The 18,513-nt window shown below is 68.0% G+C and carries 18 protein-coding genes; 2 read left to right on the forward strand and 16 right to left on the reverse strand.

Annotated features, from left to right (window positions below):
- Positions 1–285: 285 nt before the first annotated feature.
- From D588_RS0100010 to D588_RS0100025, 4 genes are all read right to left on the reverse strand, one after another.
- Positions 286–1,614 carry an XVIPCD domain-containing protein gene (locus tag D588_RS0100010; RefSeq protein WP_043082768.1) on the reverse strand — a complete coding sequence of 443 codons (1,329 nt, stop codon included), beginning with the start codon at positions 1,612–1,614 and terminating at the stop codon, positions 286–288.
- A 32-nt stretch (positions 1,615–1,646) separates the two neighbouring features.
- Positions 1,647–2,519, reverse strand: a complete 873-nt coding sequence (locus tag D588_RS0100015) for a hypothetical protein (RefSeq protein WP_043082791.1) — start codon at positions 2,517–2,519, stop codon at positions 1,647–1,649.
- Positions 2,520–2,651: 132 nt separating this feature from the next.
- The gene (locus D588_RS0100020) at positions 2,652–4,853 is read right to left on the reverse strand and encodes a TonB-dependent siderophore receptor (RefSeq protein ID WP_043082771.1); all 2,202 of its coding nucleotides are present in this window, start codon (positions 4,851–4,853) and stop codon (positions 2,652–2,654) included.
- Positions 4,854–5,084: 231 nt separating this feature from the next.
- The gene (locus D588_RS0100025) at positions 5,085–5,564 is read right to left on the reverse strand and encodes an Lrp/AsnC family transcriptional regulator (protein ID WP_010343045.1); all 480 of its coding nucleotides are present in this window, start codon (positions 5,562–5,564) and stop codon (positions 5,085–5,087) included.
- Between the two features lie 127 nt (positions 5,565–5,691).
- On the opposite strand from D588_RS0100025, the gene phhA reads away from it, so the two are divergent.
- Positions 5,692–6,582 (forward strand): phenylalanine 4-monooxygenase, encoded by an 891-nt coding sequence (phhA, locus tag D588_RS0100030; protein WP_017914533.1) that lies wholly within the window; start codon positions 5,692–5,694, stop codon positions 6,580–6,582.
- A 55-nt stretch (positions 6,583–6,637) separates the two neighbouring features.
- Here the strand turns inward: phhA and D588_RS0100035 are convergent, their stop codons facing one another.
- From D588_RS0100035 to D588_RS0100045, 3 genes are read right to left on the reverse strand one after another with little or no spacing between them, the layout of a single operon-like run.
- Positions 6,638–7,297, reverse strand: coding sequence for a DUF799 domain-containing protein (locus D588_RS0100035; protein ID WP_167522045.1), 660 nt, complete (start codon positions 7,295–7,297; stop codon positions 6,638–6,640).
- Complete coding sequence (locus D588_RS0100040; protein ID WP_017914534.1) at positions 7,294–7,665, reverse strand: DUF4810 domain-containing protein; 372 nt, start codon at positions 7,663–7,665, stop codon at positions 7,294–7,296. Before D588_RS0100040 ends, D588_RS0100035 begins: the two co-directional genes overlap by 4 nt.
- Positions 7,666–7,685: 20 nt before the next feature.
- Positions 7,686–8,246 (reverse strand): CsgG/HfaB family protein, encoded by a 561-nt coding sequence (locus D588_RS0100045; protein WP_232760257.1) that lies wholly within the window; start codon positions 8,244–8,246, stop codon positions 7,686–7,688.
- A 657-nt stretch (positions 8,247–8,903) separates the two neighbouring features.
- Between D588_RS0100045 and D588_RS0100050 the strand changes: the two genes are divergently transcribed.
- On the forward strand, positions 8,904–9,422 hold the full coding sequence (locus D588_RS0100050) for a hypothetical protein (protein ID WP_017914536.1): 519 nt from the start codon (positions 8,904–8,906) through the stop codon (positions 9,420–9,422).
- 79 nt (positions 9,423–9,501) lie between these two features.
- Here D588_RS0100050 and D588_RS0100055 read toward each other — a convergent pair whose 3' ends face one another.
- From D588_RS0100055 to D588_RS0100095, 9 genes are all read right to left on the reverse strand, one after another.
- The gene (locus D588_RS0100055) at positions 9,502–10,158 is read right to left on the reverse strand and encodes an RpiB/LacA/LacB family sugar-phosphate isomerase (protein ID WP_026143189.1); all 657 of its coding nucleotides are present in this window, start codon (positions 10,156–10,158) and stop codon (positions 9,502–9,504) included.
- 141 nt (positions 10,159–10,299) lie between these two features.
- Complete coding sequence (kduD, locus tag D588_RS0100060; RefSeq protein ID WP_010343054.1) at positions 10,300–11,055, reverse strand: 2-dehydro-3-deoxy-D-gluconate 5-dehydrogenase KduD; 756 nt, start codon at positions 11,053–11,055, stop codon at positions 10,300–10,302.
- 61 nt (positions 11,056–11,116) lie between these two features.
- Positions 11,117–11,971, reverse strand: coding sequence for a 5-dehydro-4-deoxy-D-glucuronate isomerase (kduI, locus tag D588_RS0100065; protein WP_010343055.1), 855 nt, complete (start codon positions 11,969–11,971; stop codon positions 11,117–11,119).
- Between the two features lie 155 nt (positions 11,972–12,126).
- On the reverse strand, positions 12,127–12,519 hold the full coding sequence (locus D588_RS0100070; RefSeq protein WP_017914538.1) for a VOC family protein: 393 nt from the start codon (positions 12,517–12,519) through the stop codon (positions 12,127–12,129).
- Positions 12,520–13,120: 601 nt separating this feature from the next.
- A complete protein-coding gene (locus D588_RS0100075) occupies positions 13,121–14,179 on the reverse strand; it encodes a LacI family DNA-binding transcriptional regulator (RefSeq protein ID WP_017907811.1) in 1,059 nt (352 codons plus the stop codon).
- Positions 14,180–14,367: 188 nt separating this feature from the next.
- Positions 14,368–15,651 (reverse strand): TRAP transporter large permease, encoded by a 1,284-nt coding sequence (locus D588_RS0100080; protein ID WP_017907812.1) that lies wholly within the window; start codon positions 15,649–15,651, stop codon positions 14,368–14,370.
- A gap of 2 nt (positions 15,652–15,653) precedes the next feature.
- Positions 15,654–16,172 carry a TRAP transporter small permease gene (locus D588_RS0100085; protein WP_026143191.1) on the reverse strand — a complete coding sequence of 173 codons (519 nt, stop codon included), beginning with the start codon at positions 16,170–16,172 and terminating at the stop codon, positions 15,654–15,656.
- Positions 16,173–16,182: 10 nt separating this feature from the next.
- Complete coding sequence (locus tag D588_RS0100090; protein WP_017914540.1) at positions 16,183–17,184, reverse strand: TRAP transporter substrate-binding protein; 1,002 nt, start codon at positions 17,182–17,184, stop codon at positions 16,183–16,185.
- 35 nt (positions 17,185–17,219) lie between these two features.
- Positions 17,220–18,038 (reverse strand): 2-keto-4-pentenoate hydratase, encoded by an 819-nt coding sequence (locus D588_RS0100095; protein WP_232764180.1) that lies wholly within the window; start codon positions 18,036–18,038, stop codon positions 17,220–17,222.
- Positions 18,039–18,513: the final 475 nt, after the last annotated feature.

The following is an 18,513-nucleotide window of genomic DNA, read 5'->3' on the forward strand; positions in this document are numbered from 1 at the left end:
CGCGCCCGCCGCAGCCGCGGCGGCAAAGGCCGCGCAACCGGCGGCGCCGCCGTGCGAGCCGCAGTCGCGACTGGGCCGCCTGCTGCGCCGCGACGATCCCTGCAAGAAGGACTAACGCTTGCTCCCCCTCTCCCGCCGAGAGAGGGGCCGGTGGTGAGGGTAAGCACACCAGTCACATTTGCAGAACCGCGCGCGCCGCTGTGACGCCTGGCGTGGGACGCACAGCAGTCGCATCCAGCATGCGCACTGCGGACATGACCACAGGTCCCGCAGGCGTCGCGTCACTCAGATCCGCGGCACCGCACTCTGCCGCTGCGCGTCCTGCTGGTGGACATCCTGATGCAGGGCGACCTGCTGCGCCTGGACCAACGCCTGCTGGCGATCGAACTCGGCAAGCCGCTCGAAGGACTGCGCTACCGGCGTGCGGATCGCCTCTTCGGTGGACATGTGCGCGCGCAGGTGCGCCGGATCCTTCGGATCGCCCTGCACGACAAACACCAGCTCGCCCGGCTGCGCCGTGCGCCCGCGCTCGCTCAACAGCACGTGATCCACTCGCTGCAGACCGTTGCGTGCGGCCAGGTCGGTAACGCTGGCCGCCATGCAGGCGCTGTCCGCATCGGGGCTGCGCCCCAACTGCCGATCCAGCGCCTGGGTGCCGGCGGCGCACTGCTGGTACAGCGCATGACGCCGATGGCCTGGCTCGCTGGGATCGGACGTGCGCGCGGCCTGCGCGACCGCCGGTCCCGCCTGGACCGGATCGGCTTCGGCCAGCGTCTGCGGGCTGCGCAGGATCGGCTGGTGGCGGTACGGATCCTCGGGATGGAACTGCTCGCGTAACTGCTGGCGCTCCAGTCGCAGTGCACGCGTATCGTCAAGCTCGCGCAGCTGCTGCGGGTCGCGCACCGGCTGGGCGATGGTCTGCTCGCCGCCATCGACCCAGTTGGTCCATTTGCCGGTCCGCGCATCGCGCTCGTAGTAGACGCTCCGATCGCCGATCCGCTCCGGATCGGCGATCGGCCGCGCTTCGTGCGCGAGCGCCCGCGCAGCGGTCATTCGCCCAATATAGGACATCGCATCCAGCTGCGCGTCGTCGTACTTGCGCACGTCGTTCATGGTGAAACCGGCTCGGCTCAAGCCGAGTGCGGAATTGTCGAGCATCATCGACCAGACCTTCTCCGCCTCGGGCTCGCCACCATGGCGGCGCGCGGCGTCGAGCAGTTCGCGCGGCGTCCAGCCATTGGGGTTGATGTGATGCTTCTGGAAGGTCGCGTCATGGACGGCTTCGACGTCCTTGACTGGAAGATTCAGAGCCTGCGCGGGTTGACCATTGTCGAAGTAGCTTCGCCGACTCTCGAAGTCGCTCTTCATCAAATCAATGCCGAATTTGTTCCACTGCCGTTCGCTCATCGCGACGCCGTCACGACGGGCCTGGCTCTCGGCGAACGCGTTTGCCGTGGCACCTGGTGCGTTATCGTTGCGGACGACACCGAGCGCGAGCAACCCGTAGCCGTCGTTGCCTTGCTTGTTTGCGAGGTAGTTCCAATAAAGCTCTCGATTTCCCTGTTCGGCGTAGTAACCGAGAACTGCGATATCGCCCTTGTCCAGACCACTCATTCCCAGAGCTCCTTTGCCGTTTGCCTACAGAACTACCTGTTCTGCGCCCGATTCCCTTTCACCATGAACTTCTCCAGATAGCTACGCGCTGCATCCTCGATTCTTTTCCAGTCCGGCAATGCAGCGCGCACGTAGCGCACCTCCACGAGCGTACTGACGTCGGGAAGCACAAAGATATGACGGCACTCTGGAAGTTCGGCGTCTTGGCTACGCACCAGCTTTCCTTTCTGGTACTCCACACCGGTTTCCGCCACTACATGCGAGGTGCACTTGATGAAGGTGCGAATTTCGCCATGTGCATCCCGTTCGACGTACCAATCATCGTGCTCCTCCGCGTTGAACACAGGCGCCGACGCCCGGTATCCCTTTGCCTTGTAGTAGGCAAACACTTTCGGAAGATCCGGATAGTAGGGCGTCAGCCCATATACCGGACTTTGCCTGAGACGGCTCTGCAGATGCTCTGCCGGATTCTCCTTGTCCGCGGAATAGCCGGTGTAGCGCCTGCGTAGCGCCTCATGCACGTCCACCCCATCCAAATAGTGGTACCCGATATCGACCGTCCGCGTCGACACGTCCAGGCTCAGATGTGCGCGTTCGCCCGGTGCGAACGGCTGCAGCGACGGGTATTCCAGGTACAGGCCGAAACTGTCGTCGAAGTTCGGCCCCATCTGGTCGCCGAAGTAGTTGGCCGGAATGCGTAGCTTGTACGGACCCAGGCATGCCTCCATCAATGGCGGCGGCGTCTTGAACGGATCCTGTGGGCCGAGCTGGCGCTGTCTCACGCAGCCCTGGGCATTGGTGGAGGTAGCCGCCGGCGTGTCGGCAGAGCCGGACTGTGCGCACCCTGCCAGGGGCAGGATGCCGGCAAGCAACAAGCACTGGGCCAAGCGCGTGGCGGGTCGCATCTGCATCCTCCGATGATGGCGGCGGCAGTATAGACGCGCAGTGCCGGCCATCGGCACGCATCGCCACGGCGACCACCATCGCAGCAATGCCGGGCTGCGCGACGGGCGTCCTTGCCTGTCATGCGCCGCGGCTCAGTACCGCCAGCGCAGCGTAAAGCTGACGAACCGCGGCTCGCCGTAGTTCTGGTAATCCAGATTGGCCCAGTACTTCTTGTTCAGCGCGTTGGTCACCGCCAGCGTCGCGGTCCACTGCGTGCTGAGCTGGTAGTTGGCATTGAAATGCACCAGCGCGTACGGATCCTGCACCACGGTGACCTGTCGCGTGGCGGCAGTGCCGTCGCCAAACGGGCGCTGGATGTTGTAGCCGCGCACCGCGCTCTGCCAGCTCACGCCGCCGCCCAGGCTCAGGCGCTGCCAGGCGCCGGGCAGGCGCACCTGGGTGGACAGCTGCAGATAGTCCTCCGGCAGGTTGGCGTAGATCGCGTCGGTCGGCGCACGGGTGACCTTGGCGTGGGTGTAGCCGGCATTGAGCGTCCAGCCCGGGCGCAGTTCGCCGTTGTATTCCAGTTCCCAGCCGCGGCTCTTGGTGCCGTCGACGCCGATGTAGGCCGAGCTGCCGTCGGGCAGCGAGGCTTCGGGCTGGGTCATGTCGCGCACCGCGTAGTTGTCCTGCCTGGCCTCGAACACCGCCGCGCTGAGCAGCGCGCGGCCGTCGGCCAACTGCGCCTTGATGCCCGCCTCCAGGTTGGAGCCCTGCACCGGCGCCAGCAGGTTGTTGTCCTTGTCCTTGTAGTTCTGTGGATTGAAGATCTCGGTGTAGCTGGCGTAGGTGGAAATGGCCGGGGTGATGTCGTAGACCAGGCCGACGTAGGGCGTGACCTCGTCGCTGACCCGGTAGCGGCCGCTGGTGCCGGTGTAGCTGCCGTCGGCGGCGAAGGCCTGGGTGCGGGTCTGCCAGGAACTCAGGCGTGCGCCGGCGATCAGCGACAGCGGCTCGGCCAGGCGCAGCCGGGTGGAGGCGTACACGCCGCGCTGGGTGGTGCGCGCCTCGCGCCGCGCGCCGGTGCGCGCGGTGGTGATCTGGCCCACGTCGCCGTGCCAGTCGTAGACGTTGGGGATGTAGTAGCAGCGTTCGCGGCCGCAGGTGGTCCAGTCGCCCGGATAGCGCAGCGCCAGGGTCGGCGTGGTCGACTGCAGGTCCTGCCAGCTGCCGCCGAGGACCAGGTCGTGGTCGCGGCCGAACAGGGGGAACGTGCCGGACAGGTACACGTCCAGGCCGTCGCGGGTATCGGTGGCCTGCCCGGCGGCGGCGCGCAGGTAGATGCCGCTGCCGTCGCGCCTGGGATAGCCGCTGCCGTACACGCGCAGGTTTTCGACCTCGCCCTCGGTGCGCGCCAGGTTGACCTTCAACAGCCAGTTGTCGCCGAAGCGCTGTTCCAGGTTGGCGAAGGTGGTATGGGTGTTGCGCTGCCAGCGCGCCCACTTCGGCGCCAGGTTGGTGGAGGTCGGCAGGTCGGCGAAGCTGCCGTCGGCGAAGAAGTACGGCACCGTGCCCCAGGTCGAGCCGACCGGGTCGTTGTCCTGCCGCTGGTAGCCGACGGTGACCGTGGTGGTGTCGGTCAGGTCGCCTTCCAGCACCGCCATGCCGGACATCTTCTGCTCGGTGTAGTGGTCGTAGTAGTAGCCGCGGTCCTGCCAGGCGGCGACGAAACGGCTGCGGAAGCGGCCGTCGGCGGTCAGCGGCGCGGTGACGTCGGCCTGGGTGCGGCGGAAGTCCCAGGTGCCGAGCGAGGCCGCGAACGACGCATCGAAGCTCTTGCCGGGGCGCTTGCGCAGCAGGTTGACCGTGGCCGAGGGAATGCCGGCGCCGCTGAGCAGGCCGTTGGCGCCGCGGATCACCTCGACGCGGTCGTAGAAGACCATGTCGTATTCCTGATTGGTCGAACCGCTGTAGGTGGGCAGGCCGTCGACCTGGAAGTCGGTGATCTGGAAGCCGCGCGCGAAGTACAGCGGGCGCTGGGTGTCGTAGAAGGAAACGTTGACGCCGGTGACGTTGCGCATGACGTCGTTGACGCTGAACAGCGATTCCTCTTCCAGCCGCTGCTGGCCCAGCACGCTCACCGACTGCGGCGTCTCCTGCAACGTCAGCGGCAGGCGGGTGGTGGTGGACGGCTGCGCGCGCGACGGGCTGCCGCTGACCTCCACCTTGTCCAGCGTGGTCGGCTGCACGTCGGCCGCGGCCTCGGCCTCGGCGGCGAACAACGGTGCCGAGGCGGCGGAGAGCGCGGACAGCACGGCGAGGGACAACAGACGGCGTGGAGCGGAGAAAAGCATGAATCGATCTCGCGGGGTGGGGCACGGGGCGACACGGTCACGCCGCGGTGGAGGAAAGGGGCAGGCGCAACCGCACTCCACGGCGGGGAACCGGCGTGGCTGGCCCGGCAGGGCTGGCGGAGGGGCTGTGGCCGTGGATGGCCGTCGCAGAACGCAAATGTAAATCGTTAGCAACAACTTAACAAGGGCGGCCACGCGCCGACACGCTGCGACACATCCGCAGCGCTCCCGCTAGCCGCGCGGCAACGGCAGGCCGGCGAAGTCCTTGACCGTGCGCAGCACGAAGCTGGAATTGACGTCGGCGACGCCGGCGGCGTTGAGCAACTTGTCCAGCAGGAACGCGGAGAAGTGCGCCAGATCGCGGACGTAGACGTGCAGCAGGTAGTCCATGTCGCCGGTCAGCGCATGGCAGGCGACCACCTCGTCCCAGCCCTGCACGCTGTCGGCGAAATGGGCGATGCCGCTCTGGCCGTGCTTCTCCAGCTGCACGCGCACGAAGGCCTGCAGGCCCAGGCCGATCGCCGCCGGCACCAGCCGCGCGGCGTAGCCGGCGACCACGCCCTCGGCCTCCAGCCGCTGCACCCGGCGCAGGCAGGCCGAGGGCGACAGGTTCACCTGCGCGGCCAGCTCGGCATTGCTGGCGCGGCCTTCCCGCTGCAGCAGGGCGAGCAGGCGCAGGTCGGTGCGGTCGAAGGTCGGCGATCCGGTCATTTATTGCTCTGCAACATGGCTTTTACGCAATAATCTTGCGCACAGCGCGCCGATCCGTGCAACTTCGCAAGCCCATTGCGCGCCCGCGCGCCTACCATCGTGGCTATTCCTTTCCGGAGCGTCGACCATGGACACCGCACCGCGCCGCGTCGAACACCAGCAGACCGACAAGGGCTACGTGCCGGTCTACACCACGGCCGTGGTGACCCAGCCGTGGGACAGCTACAGCGCCGACGACCACGCCACCTGGGGCACGCTGTACACGCGCCAGCGCGAGCTGCTGGTCGGCCGCGCCTGCGCCGAGTTCCTGCAGGCGCAGGACGCGATGGGCATGAGTTCGCAGGCGATCCCGCGCTTCGACGAGCTCAACGCGGTGCTGCAGGCGACCACCGGCTGGACCCTGGTCGGCGTGGAAGGGTTGCTGCCGGAGCTGGACTTCTTCGACCACCTGGCCAACCGCCGCTTCCCGGTGACCTGGTGGATCCGCCGTCCCGAACAGATCGACTACATCGCCGAGCCGGACCTGTTCCACGACCTGTTCGGCCACGTGCCGCTGCTGATGAACCCGCTGTTCGCCGATTACATGCAGGCCTACGGGCGCGGCGGCGTCAAGGCGCACGCGATCGGTCCGGACGCGCTGCAGAACCTGACCCGGCTGTACTGGTACACGGTGGAGTTCGGCCTGATCGACACCCCCGACGGCCTGCGCATCTACGGCGCCGGCATCGTCTCGTCCAAGGGCGAATCGCTCTACTCGCTGGAGTCGGACGCACCCAACCGCATCGGCTTCGACCTGCAGCGGATCATGCGCACCCGCTACCGCATCGACACCTACCAGAAGACCTACTTCGTCATCGACAGCTTCGAACAGCTGATGCAGGCGACCGCGCCGGATTTCACCCCGATCTATGCGGCACTGGCCGACCAGGCGCATCTGCCGGCTGGCCAGGTGCAGGCGCAGGACCGCGTATTCCATGCCGGCAGCGGCGAAGGCTGGGCGGACGGCGGCGACGTGTGAATCGCGGCATTACCCGTCTCCGCCAAACCTGACGGAGACGGGGCAGGGCGCCGGGTCAGTCGGTGCCGTACTTCGGGTTGTAGGGCCCGTACAACAAGCCGCCAGGGTGGCCGGCGGACAGCAGACGCTGGCTGGCCACGTTCCCCATCTGATGCCCTTGGTCGGTGACCTGGTTGACGACCTGATTGATCGCAGCCGTCACCAGCATTCCGACCAGGCCGCCCCCGGCGTTGTTTTGATTTTCGCCGCTCGACGCCTGTGCCTGGCCCTGCCACAGCACCGTCCCGGTGCGCAGATCCACCAGCTTGGCGTTGGCCGAGACCACGACCACGCTGTTGATGATCTGGTAGACGGCACCGTACTTTTCCACGGTGATGTACAGCGCGGCGTCGGCGCCGAAGATTTCCCGCAACTTCTCCGGAGACACCGCCTGCGCTTCATCCGCCACGGTGATGCCGTTCTGCTTGAAGGTCTCGTAGACCGGCGCCACCGGCATCACGTAGTAGCCCGCTTCGGCCAGCGGCAACGTGGTGACCGACAGCACGCTCAGGCTGGCGTTGACGTCCGGTGCATGGCTGACCGGCGGCAAGACCAGGATCGACCGCGGCTTGCTGGCCTTGTACGCGCTGTAATCGCGCGACATCGGCTGCGTCGCGCAGGCGCTCAGCAGCAGACCGAGCACGGCCACGCAGGCCATTCTTGCGACGTTCTTCATTGCGCGCTCCTCGCGTTGCTGGCGTTCTTCAACAACAGATCGATGTAGGTGCCGGACTCGGGATACTGCGTCTTCTCGGCGAGGAGTTCCTGCTGCGCTTTGGCATCGTTGCCGGTTTCGGCGTACAGCATGCCCAGATGCGCCTGCAGTCCCGGCGGCGGCCTGCGGTTGGCGGCCTGCATCACCTGCAGGTCCTTTTCCAGCGCCTGGATCTGCTGTTCCGGGCTACCGCCCTTGAAGTGGCTGTAGACCTGATCCTGGTAGCTGCCCCACTGGTAGAGCGAGGCGCTCTGGTGGGCGCAGCCGACCAGCGCGAGCATGGCGCAGGCGCCGAGCCAGAACCGCGTGCGGACGTTGAGGGTATTCATGTGCGAGGGTCCGTTGCGGGTCACTTGACCGGCTTCCAGGCGCCGGAGTCGATCGCGGCGGTGAGATTGTTGACAGCCTCGCGGATCGCCAGATCCAGGACTTTGCCGTTGAGCGTGGAGTCGTAGCTGGAGGTCCCGCCGAAGCCGACGACCTCGCGGTTGGACAAGGTGTACTCGCCGCCGCCCTGCACCGAATACACCACTTCGGATGTCGCGCTATCGACCACGTTCAGGCTGACCTTGGCATAGGCCTGCTGCTGCTTGCCGCGGCCGAGAATGCCGAACAGCTGCGTATCGCCGGTCTCCTTGCGGCCGAACTCGGTCACGTCGCCAGTCACGACGTAGTCGGCGCCCTTGAGTTGCTGCGCCTGGCCCTTGATCTGCGCTTCCTGCTTGATCTCGCCCATGTTGTCGCGATCCAGCACACGGAAACGATTGGTCTGCTGCAGATGGGTGATCAGGATGGTCTTGGCCTGGCTGCCCAGGCGATCTGCACCATCGGAAAACAGGCCGCGCATGAAGGACGAACGGTTGTCGAACTTGCCCACCGCGATCGGCGCGCGTGCGCCGGCGTAAGGCACGCTGGCCGCCGAAACTGTCTGCGGTTTGACGCTCTGATGGGTTTCGGTCGCGCAGGCCGCCAAGCCCAACGCAAGCGTCAACCCCATGGCTCCCTTGATCACACTGTTCTTCATCGATTGCCCCTTGTTGATACAGCTACGAAAAACCATTCGCCGGCGGCCCTATCCTTGCCCAGCGTCGCTGCATGCGACAGGCATGCGCGACCGCACGCGTACGACGCGATCCAGGCCATCGGCGAGAGTAGGAAATAGGCACAGCGGAAGATCGATGTCGCTCCATGACCATCCTGCGCAGCGCAGGGAAAGAAAAATCCATGTCGTCCCGCGACGCAGCGGGACCCAGCTAGGTGATGTGTATCGGCGGCGCTAGGTGGAACTTTAGAAATTTTTGCGGGGCCGTCGCAATGCGGGCGTGCACGGGCCGTGTTGCTCGGTCGCCGGACCTGGATGCTGCGCCATCGCGCTGCGGCACACTGCATCGCGCCAGAGATCGGCCAATCCACAGCGGAGAATCGGCAATGCGCCGATCCCCGGCCACCGACGGCGACCCTACGCTGCGCAGCGAGCGAGATCGGTGCGCCACGACGCGGCCACCCCGGATTCCCGGATGCTCCCGCCCAACGCATGTTGGCGGTCCTGTGCGTCGGGAGAATCCTCATGCTCATTTATGTCGGCCTGGACGGCGATCAGGCGGATCAGCGCGGCGCCAAGCTGAAAGCCTTGCAATCCCACTTCGGCGAAAACCAATCGCATGCGCTGACCCTGCTCGACGCGGCCTCGCTATCGCCCAGCAACAAGACGCGCGGCAAGCGCTTGGTGATCAATTCGCACGGCAACGTCAACGTCTTCGCCGGGCTTGCACCGGAGGCATTCCTGCAGCAACTGCTGGCCAAGGGACTGGGCAAGGAGTCGTTCGAGGAGATCGTGCTGATGGCCTGCCAGGTCGGCGCGCAGAGCCAAACCAACTCCATCGCCAACAACTTCGCCAAGGACCTGAAGCGCTTGCTGGTCGGCCACGGCATCCTCGCCAAGCTGTACGCGCCGCGCGGCACGCTGACCTACCTCGTGCACACCGAGCAGAAGCTGAGCCAGACGTTCTACGTGGTGGACAGCATGCATATTGCCTGCCCGGAGCGGAACTATCCGCTGGCGGAAGGCCTGCTGCTGGTGCAGTAAGTTCGCATGCCAACGCCCCGCAGATGCGGGGCGTTTGGCGAACACGCTACCGGACACACCCGCCTGGGCGGGCGCGACATCAGGCCGCGGCGGCGTCGGCCTTGCCCAGCACGCCGGCGACGAAGGCGCGCAGGTCGGCGTCCTTGGCGTTGTCGAAGAAGCACTGCTGGAAGCGCGGGCCGCCCACGGCCTGCTTGACCAGTTCCGGATCCAGCGCGCGCAGGCCGTCCAGGTAGGACTTGGCCAGTGCCTGCTTGACCTGGGTCAGGATGCCGGCGTTGGCCTGCTGCGAGTCGCGGCGCTCGGCCGGGTAGCCCATGCCGCGCTCGCCGCTGAAGGCCTTCTCGAAGATGTAGCGCACGTTGATCTCCGCGCCCCAGCCGTAGCCCTTGGCGAAGGCCAGCGCCAGCGCGTTGCCGTTGTTGACCTGGGCGAACAGGTAGGCGTCGGTCGGCTCGATGCAGTAGCCGCAGAACACGCCCGGGTGCGCGTTGAGCGACATCATCGCGCCCTGCCCGGTGCCGCAGCCGGCGACCACGAAGTCCACCGCGCCGGCATTGAGCAGCAGGCCGGCGCAGATGCCCAGGTGGATGTAGGTCAGGCGGTGGTCGGCGTCGCCGTCCATGCCGACGTTGAACACGCTATGGCCCTGGGCGGCGGCGACGTCGTTGAGCTGCTGCAGGATCACCGGGTTCTTGGCGGCCTGACTGAACTCGTTCATTAGGGCGATTTTCATGGGGGTCCTTTGCGTGGGGGATTGGTTGGTGGGCAGGGTGGTTTGGTTGGGATGGGTCGGCGGCTGACGTACCCTCATCCGCCCTGACGGGCACCTTCCCCCAAAAAGGGGGCCGAGGTCCCGAAGGGAGAAGGAAGAGCGTTAGCGGGCGAGCCAGCCGCCGTCGACCGGGATCACGGTGCCGTTGACGTAGTCCGAGGCGCTGCTGGCCAGGAACACCGCGGTGCCGCCCAGGTCCTCCGGCACGCCCCAGCGGCCGGCCGGGATGCGGTCCAGGATCGCCTGGTTGCGCGCGGCGTCGGCGCGCAGCTGCGCGGTGTTGTCGGTGGCCATGTAGCCCGGGGCGATGGCGTTGATGTTGACGCCCTTGGCGCCCCACTCGTTGGCCAGCAGGCGGGTGATGCCGGCGATGCCGGACTTGCTGGCGGTATACGAGGGCACGCGGATGCCGCCCTGGAACGACAGCATCGAGGCGATGTTGATGATCTTGCCGCTGCCCTGGGCGATGAAGTGGCGGCCGGCGGCCTGGCACATGAAGAACGCGGACTTGATGTTGACGTTCATGACGTCGTCCCAGTCCTGCTCGCTGAAGTCCACCGCATCGGCACGGCGGATCAGCCCGGCGTTGTTGACCAGGATGTCGAGACGGCCGAGCCCGGCCAGGGTCTCGTCGAGGATGCGCTGCACCGGCTCGATGCTGATCAGGTTGGCCTCGATGGCGACGAAGCGGCGGCCCAGCGCGGTGACCTTGGCCTCGGTCTCGGTGGGCGCGGCGATGCCGGCGGCGGCGATGTCGGCGCCGGCCTGCGCCAGCGCCACGGCGATGCCTTGGCCGAGGCCGGTGTTGGCGCCGGTGACCAGGGCGACCTTGCCTTCGAGACTGAACGGGTGGGTCATTGCGTGGACTCCTTGAGGGAATGCGGACGACGGGAATGGGAGCGGCGCGCGCGACGGCGGCCTACTTGAGCTGGCAGATGTCCAGCACGTGCATGTCGGTGTAGTCGAGGTTCTCGCCGCCCATCGCCCAGATGAAGGCGTAGTTGGCGGTGCCGGCGCCCATGTGGATCGACCACGGCGGCGACACCACGGCCTCGTTGTTCTGCACCACGATGTGGCGCTGCGCGTCCGGCTCGCCCATGAAGTGGTAGACGCGGTCGTTGGCGCCGAGATCGAAGTAGAAATAGACCTCGCTGCGGCGGTCGTGCAGGTGCGGCGGCATGGTGTTCCAGACGCTGCCCGGCTTGAGCACGGTCAGGCCCAGCAGCAGCTGCGAGGACTGGCAGGTGGCCGGCACAATGTACTGGTAGATGGTGCGTTCGTTGCTGGTCTCCAGCGCGCCGCGGTCCAGCGCCACCGCCTCGGCGATCGACAGCCGCTTGGTGGCGAAGCGCGCGTGCGCCGGCGTGGAGGCCAGATAGAACTGCGCCGGGTTGGCCGCGTCGTCGGAGGCGAACACCACCTCGGCGCTGCCCATCGCCACGTACAGGCCGTCCTTCGGGCCCAGCGGATACGCGGTGCCGTCGACGGTGACGGTGCCGCTGCCGGCGCCGACATTGATCACGCCCAGCTCGCGCCGCTCCAGGAACGGGTGGCCGGCGGCCGAGGCCGGCTCGGTCTGCGCCGGCAACGTCAGCGCCCGCGTGCGCGGGGCGGCGCCGCCGAGCACGAAGCGCTCGTAGTGGGTGTACTTCAGGGTCACCGCGTCGTCGACGAACAGGCCATCGAGCAGGTACAGGTCGCGCAGCTGGTCGTTGCTGGCGCCCTTGATCGCGTCGGGATGGGTCGCGTAGTGGGTCTTGCAGTACAGGGACATGGGGCGCTCCAAGGCAGGCGACGGCATGTGTCAGCCCGCCACGGAGGACAGTCTAGCGGGTCTGGTAAACCGGTGTCATTCTGCAGTGCACGAAGGGCTGGGATTGGGGAGTCGGGATTCGGGATGAGAGCGCTGCGGCGCTCGCTGATGGCGTGCTAGCCGGGCGGCAGCGGCTGGCCGACGTCGATGCGGTTGCCGTCGGGGTCGGCGAAGACGAAGCAGCGCAGGCCGAAGTCGGCATCGCGGATCGCCTTGATGATGCGCACGCCCTGCGCCTGCAGGCCGTCGTACAGGGCCGCGGCGTCGTCGACGATCAGGTGGGCGACGTTGCTGGTGCTGCCGCGGTGGTCGGGACGCAGGGTCAGGTGCAGTTCGGCGTCGTCCTTCTTCAGGATCACGAAACCGACCGGATTGCCGTTCTGGAACACGCTGCGGAAGCCCAGGCGCTCGGTGTAGAAGGCGACGGCGCGGGCGACATCGGCGACGGGCACGGTCGGCGCCAGGCGGCCGAAACGGACCGCGACGGGGGCGGGGATGGGGGACGACATGGCGAAGGCTCCTCGCAGGAAGGCCGCGCGGTCCGCCCGGGCGGTGCCGGAACGGAACGGGCCTTCGATGGGCGGAGCGGTGTCCGCACGGTCGGCGGCAGTGTAGACCGTTTGCGGCGAGTCGGGAGGCGGTGGGGGGACACGTGCCCTGGCCGACATGTGAGTGCGGCGCATGGATGGCGTTGAAACGCGCACGCCCCGCGGTCAGCAGGCGCTTCACTGCTGCCTGGGAACGGCTCCCGGTCTGCCGGGAATCGTTCGCCGCGGCAGTTCGGTTCGTGCGCGTCGCGGCTCAAGCCGCTCCAACAGCAATGCGCTGGGCCTCCCTGTGGGAGGGACTTCAGTCCCGACGACGGAGGGTGTCAGTCGGCTTTTGGCTTCGTTTGTCGCGTCTGCATGACCGTCAACTCCCCACAAAGCGCCTGACACCCGCATTGCAGGTCGCTGACGCCGCTCCCGCAGCGGCGGATGCGCATGCGGCGGAGCCAGGCGAACTGCCGGGGCGAGAACCACGCATCTCGCCGTGTGGTCGCGAGCGCCTGGCAGGCCGCAAGCCTCCGTCTGCCACCGCTCGCTGCGGCAGCTCGCCGCGCTGCCGCGCTCAGTCTTCCGGCGGCTGGCAGGAGTCGCGCACGATCAGGTGCGGGCGCACGCTGGCCACCGCCAGCGATGGCGTGCCCTCGGGCTGGATCAGCATGGCCGCAGCGGTGCGGCCGGTGTCGCGGGTATGCCGGCGCACCGAGGTCAGCGAGGGCCACAGCCGCGAAGCCAGCGGGCTGTCGTCGTAGCCGATGATCGACAGCTGGCGCGGGATGTTGATGTTGGCGCGCAGGGCGACCTTGTACACGCCGGCGGCCATTTCGTCGTTGCCGGTGAAGATCGCGCTGGGCCGCTGCTTGCCCAGCAGCAGCTTTTCCGCGGCGGCCACGCCCGATTCGAAGGTGTAGCCGGCTTCGACGATGCGCGCCGGCGGCAGTTCGATGCCGCGCCGGGTCAGCGCGTCGATGAAGCCGGCGGTGCGCTCGTGCGCGGAGCGGTAGGCGCTGGGGCCGGTGATCAGGGCGATGTCGCGGTGGCCCAGCGACAACAAGTAGTCGGCGGCCTCGGCGGCGCCGTCGCGGTCGTGGGTGACCACCATCTGCGAGGTGTCGTCCAGCGGCAGCGAGGCGATGCGGGTGTAGCGCACGCCGATGCCGGCGAGCATGTCGGCCAGGGCCTGGTCCTCGGAGGCGCGCGGCACCAGGATCACCCCGTGCAGCTTCTGCTGCTGCACGAAGCGGCGCACGCCCTCAATGTAGCCGGGACTGCGACTGTCGCAAGGATGCACCACCAGTTCGAAGCTGGAGCCGCGCAGTGCGTCCAGCGCGCCGTACTGCATGTCCACGATGTACTGCGCGGTGGGGTTGTCGTAGACCATGCCGATCAGGAACGAGCGACGGAACGCCAGCCCGCGCGCCAGCGGGTCCGGCGCGTAGCCGACCTCGCGCATCAGCGCCTCGACCTTCTCGCGGGTGTCTTTGCGCACCAGCGGCGAGTTGTTGATGATCCGCGACACGGTCTTCTTCGACACCCCGGACAGGCGCGCGATGTCGTTGATCGTCGCGGCCTTGCCGTGGGCGGAAGCGGGAGCATCGACGGAACGGGGCTTGTTCGGCGCCATGGACGGAAAACCGGGCGAAAGAAAGGGGATTCTACTGGGTGTCATGTTCGCTCCAGCGCACGGTCACGGAAGCGGTGTAGGCGCACCGCCCCGGTGACCGGCCGCGGCGCTGCCAAGACAGGCAGCGGCGATCGGCGCGAACGGCCCGCGGTCACCCGCCTGGCGCGAGCCGGCGCCGCCGGGCCGGCTCAGGCGCGCAGCGCGCGCGGCAGCCACAGCGACAGTTCCGGGAAGAACGCCACGATCAGCAGCACGCACAGCGCCGCCAGCCAGAACGGCCAGATGGTGCGCATGCTCTGGGCCACGGTGATCTGCCCGATCGAGGTACCGATGAACAGCACCGAGCCCACCGGCGGGGTGATCAGGCCGATGCCGCCGGCCAGCACCATCACCAGGCCGAAATGGATCGGGTCGATGCCGTAGGCCTTGGCTACCGGCAGGAAGATCGGCGTGCAGATCAGGATCTTCGGCGCCAGGTCCATGAACATGCCCAGCAGCAGCAGCATCACCACGATCATCAGCAGCACCGTGTGCTGGCTGTGGGCGATGGACTGCAGGAAGTGCACCGCCGCCGCCGGCACCTGCAGGTAGGCCAGCAGCCAGCCGAACACCGCCGCGGTGGCGATCACGAACAGGATCACCCCGGTGGTGCGCGCGGCATGCGTCACCGCACCGAAGAACTCCGCCCAGCGCAGCTGCCGGTACAGCAGCGCGGTGACCAGCAGCGCGTACACCACCGCGATCGCCGCGCTCTCCACCGCGGTGAAGATGCCGGCGCGGATGCCGACGAAGATCAGCGCGACCAGGCCCAGGCCCGGCAGCGCGCCGACCAGGCGCAGCGCCACCGCGCGCCAGCCCGGGAACGCCTCGGTGCCGTAGCCGCGCGAGCGCGCCACCGCGTAGCCGGTGAGCATCATCGCCGCGGTCATCAGCAGCGCCGGGACGATGCCGGCGGCGAACAGGTCGGCGATCGACAGGCCGCCACCGGCCGCGGCCGAGAACAGGATCAGGTTGTGCGAGGGCGGCACCAGCAGCGCCACCAGCGCCGCGGTCATGCTGACGTTGACCGCGTAGTCGCGGTCGTAGCCGCGGTTGATCATCTGCGGAATCATGGTGCCGCCGACCGCCGAGACGTCGGCGATGGCCGAACCGGACACGCCGCCGAAGAACAGCGAGGACAGCACGCTGACCTGGCCCAGGCCGCCGCGCATGCGCCCGACCAGCGAGGACGCCAGCGCGATCAGGCGGTCGGAGATGCCACCGCGCAGCATCAGTTCGCCGGCGAAGATGAACAGCGGGATCGCGATCAGCGACGCCGAGCCGCTGCCGGCGGAGATCTGCTGCACCAGCACCACCGCCGGCAGGTCCAGATACAGCAGCGTGGCCAGCGCCGCCGTGCCCAGCGCATACGCCACCGGCACGCCGATCAGCAGCAGCACCACGAACAATCCCAACAGGATGGCGATGGCCATGCTCAGTTCCTCCCCATGGTGGCGCCCGGGCGCAGCACCCGCCAGGCCTGGTACAGCGCGAACACGCTCATCAGCGCGCCGCCGATCGACAGCGGCAGGTAGTTGATGCTCTGCGGCATCTGCGCGCCGGCCATCTTGATGTCCAGCCCGTCCAGCAGCAGCACCGCGCCCCACCACGCGATCACCGCACCGATGGCGGCCACCAGCAGCGGGCGCACCAGGTCGATGACGCGGCGCAGGCTGGCGTGCAGCGTCTCGGCCAGCAGGAAGAAGCCGAAGTGGCGGCGGGTGTGCACGCCGGCGGCGGCACCCAGGCTCATCGCCGTGCTCAGCAGCAGCAGCGTCACCGGCTCGGTCCAGCTCGGCGAGTCGTTGAGCACGTAGCGGGTGAACACCTGCCAGCCCTGCACCACCACCAGCCCGAGCAGGGCGGCGGCGGCGGTGCCGATGGCGAGGTTGGCGATCCGGTCCAGCAGCCGCTGCAGCGGCGGCACCGGGAGTTCGGGGGCGTGGTCGGTCATCGGCATGGGCTCAGGCGAAATCGCGAATGCGGCGGTAGAGGGCTTCGATCTCCGGCTGCTGCCGGTACTCGGCCAGCAGCGGCGCGGCGGCCTTGCGGAAGGCCGGCATGTCCACCTCGTTGATGGCCACGCCGTAGTCGATCACCTGCTGTCGCGCCTGCGCCTCGGAGGCGTCCCACAGCCGGCGCATCACCGTCACCGACTGCCGCGCCGTCTCCAGCACCAGCGCGCGCTGGTCCGGCGTCAGCGTCTCGAAGCTGCGCCGGGACATCACCAGCACGTCCGGCGCGTAGGAGTGATCGCTCTGCGACCAGTAGTGCGCGGCCTCGAAGTGGCGGCTGGACTGGAAGCTGCGCATGTTGTTCTCGGCGCCGTCGATCATGTGCGTTTCCATCGCCGAGAAGGTCTCGCCCAGCGACATCGGCGTGGGGTTGGCGCCGAGCATGCGCATCAGCTTGAGGAAGATGTCCGAGTTCGCCACGCGCAGCTTGAGCCCGTGCAGGTCCTTGGGCTGCCGCAGCGGATGCTTGGTGTTGTAGAAGCAGCGCGCGCCGGAGTCGTAGATCGCCAGCCCGACCAGGTCGCGCTGTTCGAAGCTGCGCAGGATGCTGTCGCCGACATGGCCGTCGATCGCGCGGCGCAGGTGCGCCACCGAGTCGAACACGTACGGCAGGCACAGCGCCTGGGTCAGCGGGAAGGCGTTGTTCAACGCACCGGAGTACACGCGGGTGATGTCGATGGCGCCGAAGCGCGCCATGTCGATCGCCTCCGCCTCGCGACCGAGCTGGCCGGAGTGATACTCGCGCAGGCGCAGGCGGCCGCCGGTCTTCTGCTCCAGGATCTGCCCGAACCAGCGTACCGCCTCCACGGTGGGGTAGTCGGCCACGTGCACGTCGGTGGCGGTGAGCAGGCGCGTACCGCTACCGCCGGCCTGCGCCAGCGCACCCAGCGGCACGCCGGCCGCGGCCGCCGCGGTCAGGCCCGCGCCCAGGAATCGTCTACGAGTGATCATGCTGCGCCCTCCCGCGCGTCATTGCCGTCGCCAGCCTAGGCCGCGACCGCCCTGCAGTGAAGTTCGCCGTAGCCGTCGAAGCGGATCGTCGCCTGCTGGCCGATGGCGATGTCGTGGATACCGGTGGCGTTGCCGGTGGCGATCAGCTCGCCGCGGCGCAGCGGCCGGCCGCGCCTGGCCGAGCGCGCCAGCGCGAACGCGAACGCCGCACGCAGGCCGCCCGGCAACAGCGTGGCGCCGCCGGTGCCCACGCACTGGCCCTCGATCCAGGTCTCGGCACGCAGCGCGGTCTCGTCCAGCGCGGTCCAGTCCGGCACCTGCGGCCCCAGCAGCAGGCCGTTGTTGTTGCCGAAATCGGAGATCACCACGCGCGGCCCCAGCTGGTTGATCGTGGCCAGCGGGCTGCTCGCCACTTCGACGCCGACGAACAGCGTCGCCGGCACCTGCGCCGCCTGCTGTGGAGTCCAGTCCAGCTGATCGGCGGGCACGTCCGCGTCCAGGCGCAGCACGTACTCGGCCTCGACCGCGCCGAAGCCGCCGTCGAACACCGGAATGTCCGTTGTTCCACCGGTGGCATTCCACAGCGCAGTCGCGAAGATCGGGCCGAGCAGGCGCTCGTCCCCGGAGTGATCGCGACGCTCGGCGGCGATGTAGCCGACCTTCCAGCCGACCACACGGTCCGGCCATTGCGCGATCGCCAGGTCCTGCACGCGGTAGGCGGTCTCCAGATCGTCGGGGATGACACCGGGGAAATCGGGCAACGAGCGGCCCTGGCGACGGGCCTGGACGAAGCGGGCCGCGATGTCGGCCAACGCGGGCGGTGGCGTCTGCGACGGGCCGGAAGGAAGGCTCAAGGGCATCTCCGCAAGGAATGTGGGGGATCGGAATTGCTGCGCCGCGCATCGACAGCGCGTTGCGCCGTTGTATATGGTAAACCGGTGTCATTGGCAATGTGCGGTGCGGCAAAAGGCCGGGAATCGGGAATCGGGAATCGGGAATCGGGAATCGGGAATCGGCAAAGGCAAAGGCAAAGGCAAAGGCAAAGGCAACAGCAACAGCGATACAGCGCCATGCGGTGGCGCAGGCGGCGCGCACACTGGGGCCATCGTGCCCTCGGCCACGCGCCGCAGGTTTCTTCCATCCACGACGAGATCTCGATGATGCCAGCCCGACTCCTCGCCACCCGCCTACGTCCCGCCGAACCACTGTCCCCATCCTGCGGCAGGCGCCGGCCCCGCTCCGGCATCGCCCTGCTGGCGGCGCTGTGCCTATCGCTGGGCGCCCTCGGCCCGGCGGCAGCGGCCGAGCGGCCGGCCAGCGAGAGCGCCG

Origin of the sequence: Xanthomonas sp. SHU 308 (assembly GCF_000364645.1) — a bacterium.
Lineage (GTDB): Bacteria > Pseudomonadota > Gammaproteobacteria > Xanthomonadales > Xanthomonadaceae > Xanthomonas_A > Xanthomonas_A sontii.

Bases quoted from the DNA above. Each gene is read 5' to 3' on its own strand.
- D588_RS0100010 (WP_043082768.1), bottom strand. From the start codon at position 1,614: ATGAGTGGTCTGGACAAGGGCGATATCGCAGTTCTCGGTTACTACGCC.
- D588_RS0100015 (WP_043082791.1), bottom strand. From the start codon at position 2,519: ATGCGACCCGCCACGCGCTTGGCCCAGTGCTTGTTGCTTGCCGGCATC.
- D588_RS0100020 (WP_043082771.1), bottom strand. From the start codon at position 4,853: ATGCTTTTCTCCGCTCCACGCCGTCTGTTGTCCCTCGCCGTGCTGTCC.
- D588_RS0100025 (WP_010343045.1), bottom strand. From the start codon at position 5,564: ATGACCGGATCGCCGACCTTCGACCGCACCGACCTGCGCCTGCTCGCC.
- phhA (WP_017914533.1), top strand. From the start codon at position 5,692: ATGGACACCGCACCGCGCCGCGTCGAACACCAGCAGACCGACAAGGGC.
- D588_RS0100035 (WP_167522045.1), bottom strand. From the start codon at position 7,297: ATGAAGAACGTCGCAAGAATGGCCTGCGTGGCCGTGCTCGGTCTGCTG.
- D588_RS0100040 (WP_017914534.1), bottom strand. From the start codon at position 7,665: ATGAATACCCTCAACGTCCGCACGCGGTTCTGGCTCGGCGCCTGCGCC.
- D588_RS0100050 (WP_017914536.1), top strand. From the start codon at position 8,904: ATGCTCATTTATGTCGGCCTGGACGGCGATCAGGCGGATCAGCGCGGC.
- D588_RS0100055 (WP_026143189.1), bottom strand. From the start codon at position 10,158: ATGAAAATCGCCCTAATGAACGAGTTCAGTCAGGCCGCCAAGAACCCG.
- kduD (WP_010343054.1), bottom strand. From the start codon at position 11,055: ATGACCCACCCGTTCAGTCTCGAAGGCAAGGTCGCCCTGGTCACCGGC.
- kduI (WP_010343055.1), bottom strand. From the start codon at position 11,971: ATGTCCCTGTACTGCAAGACCCACTACGCGACCCATCCCGACGCGATC.
- D588_RS0100070 (WP_017914538.1), bottom strand. From the start codon at position 12,519: ATGTCGTCCCCCATCCCCGCCCCCGTCGCGGTCCGTTTCGGCCGCCTG.
- D588_RS0100075 (WP_017907811.1), bottom strand. From the start codon at position 14,179: ATGGCGCCGAACAAGCCCCGTTCCGTCGATGCTCCCGCTTCCGCCCAC.
- D588_RS0100080 (WP_017907812.1), bottom strand. From the start codon at position 15,651: ATGGCCATCGCCATCCTGTTGGGATTGTTCGTGGTGCTGCTGCTGATC.
- D588_RS0100085 (WP_026143191.1), bottom strand. From the start codon at position 16,172: ATGACCGACCACGCCCCCGAACTCCCGGTGCCGCCGCTGCAGCGGCTG.
- D588_RS0100090 (WP_017914540.1), bottom strand. From the start codon at position 17,184: ATGATCACTCGTAGACGATTCCTGGGCGCGGGCCTGACCGCGGCGGCC.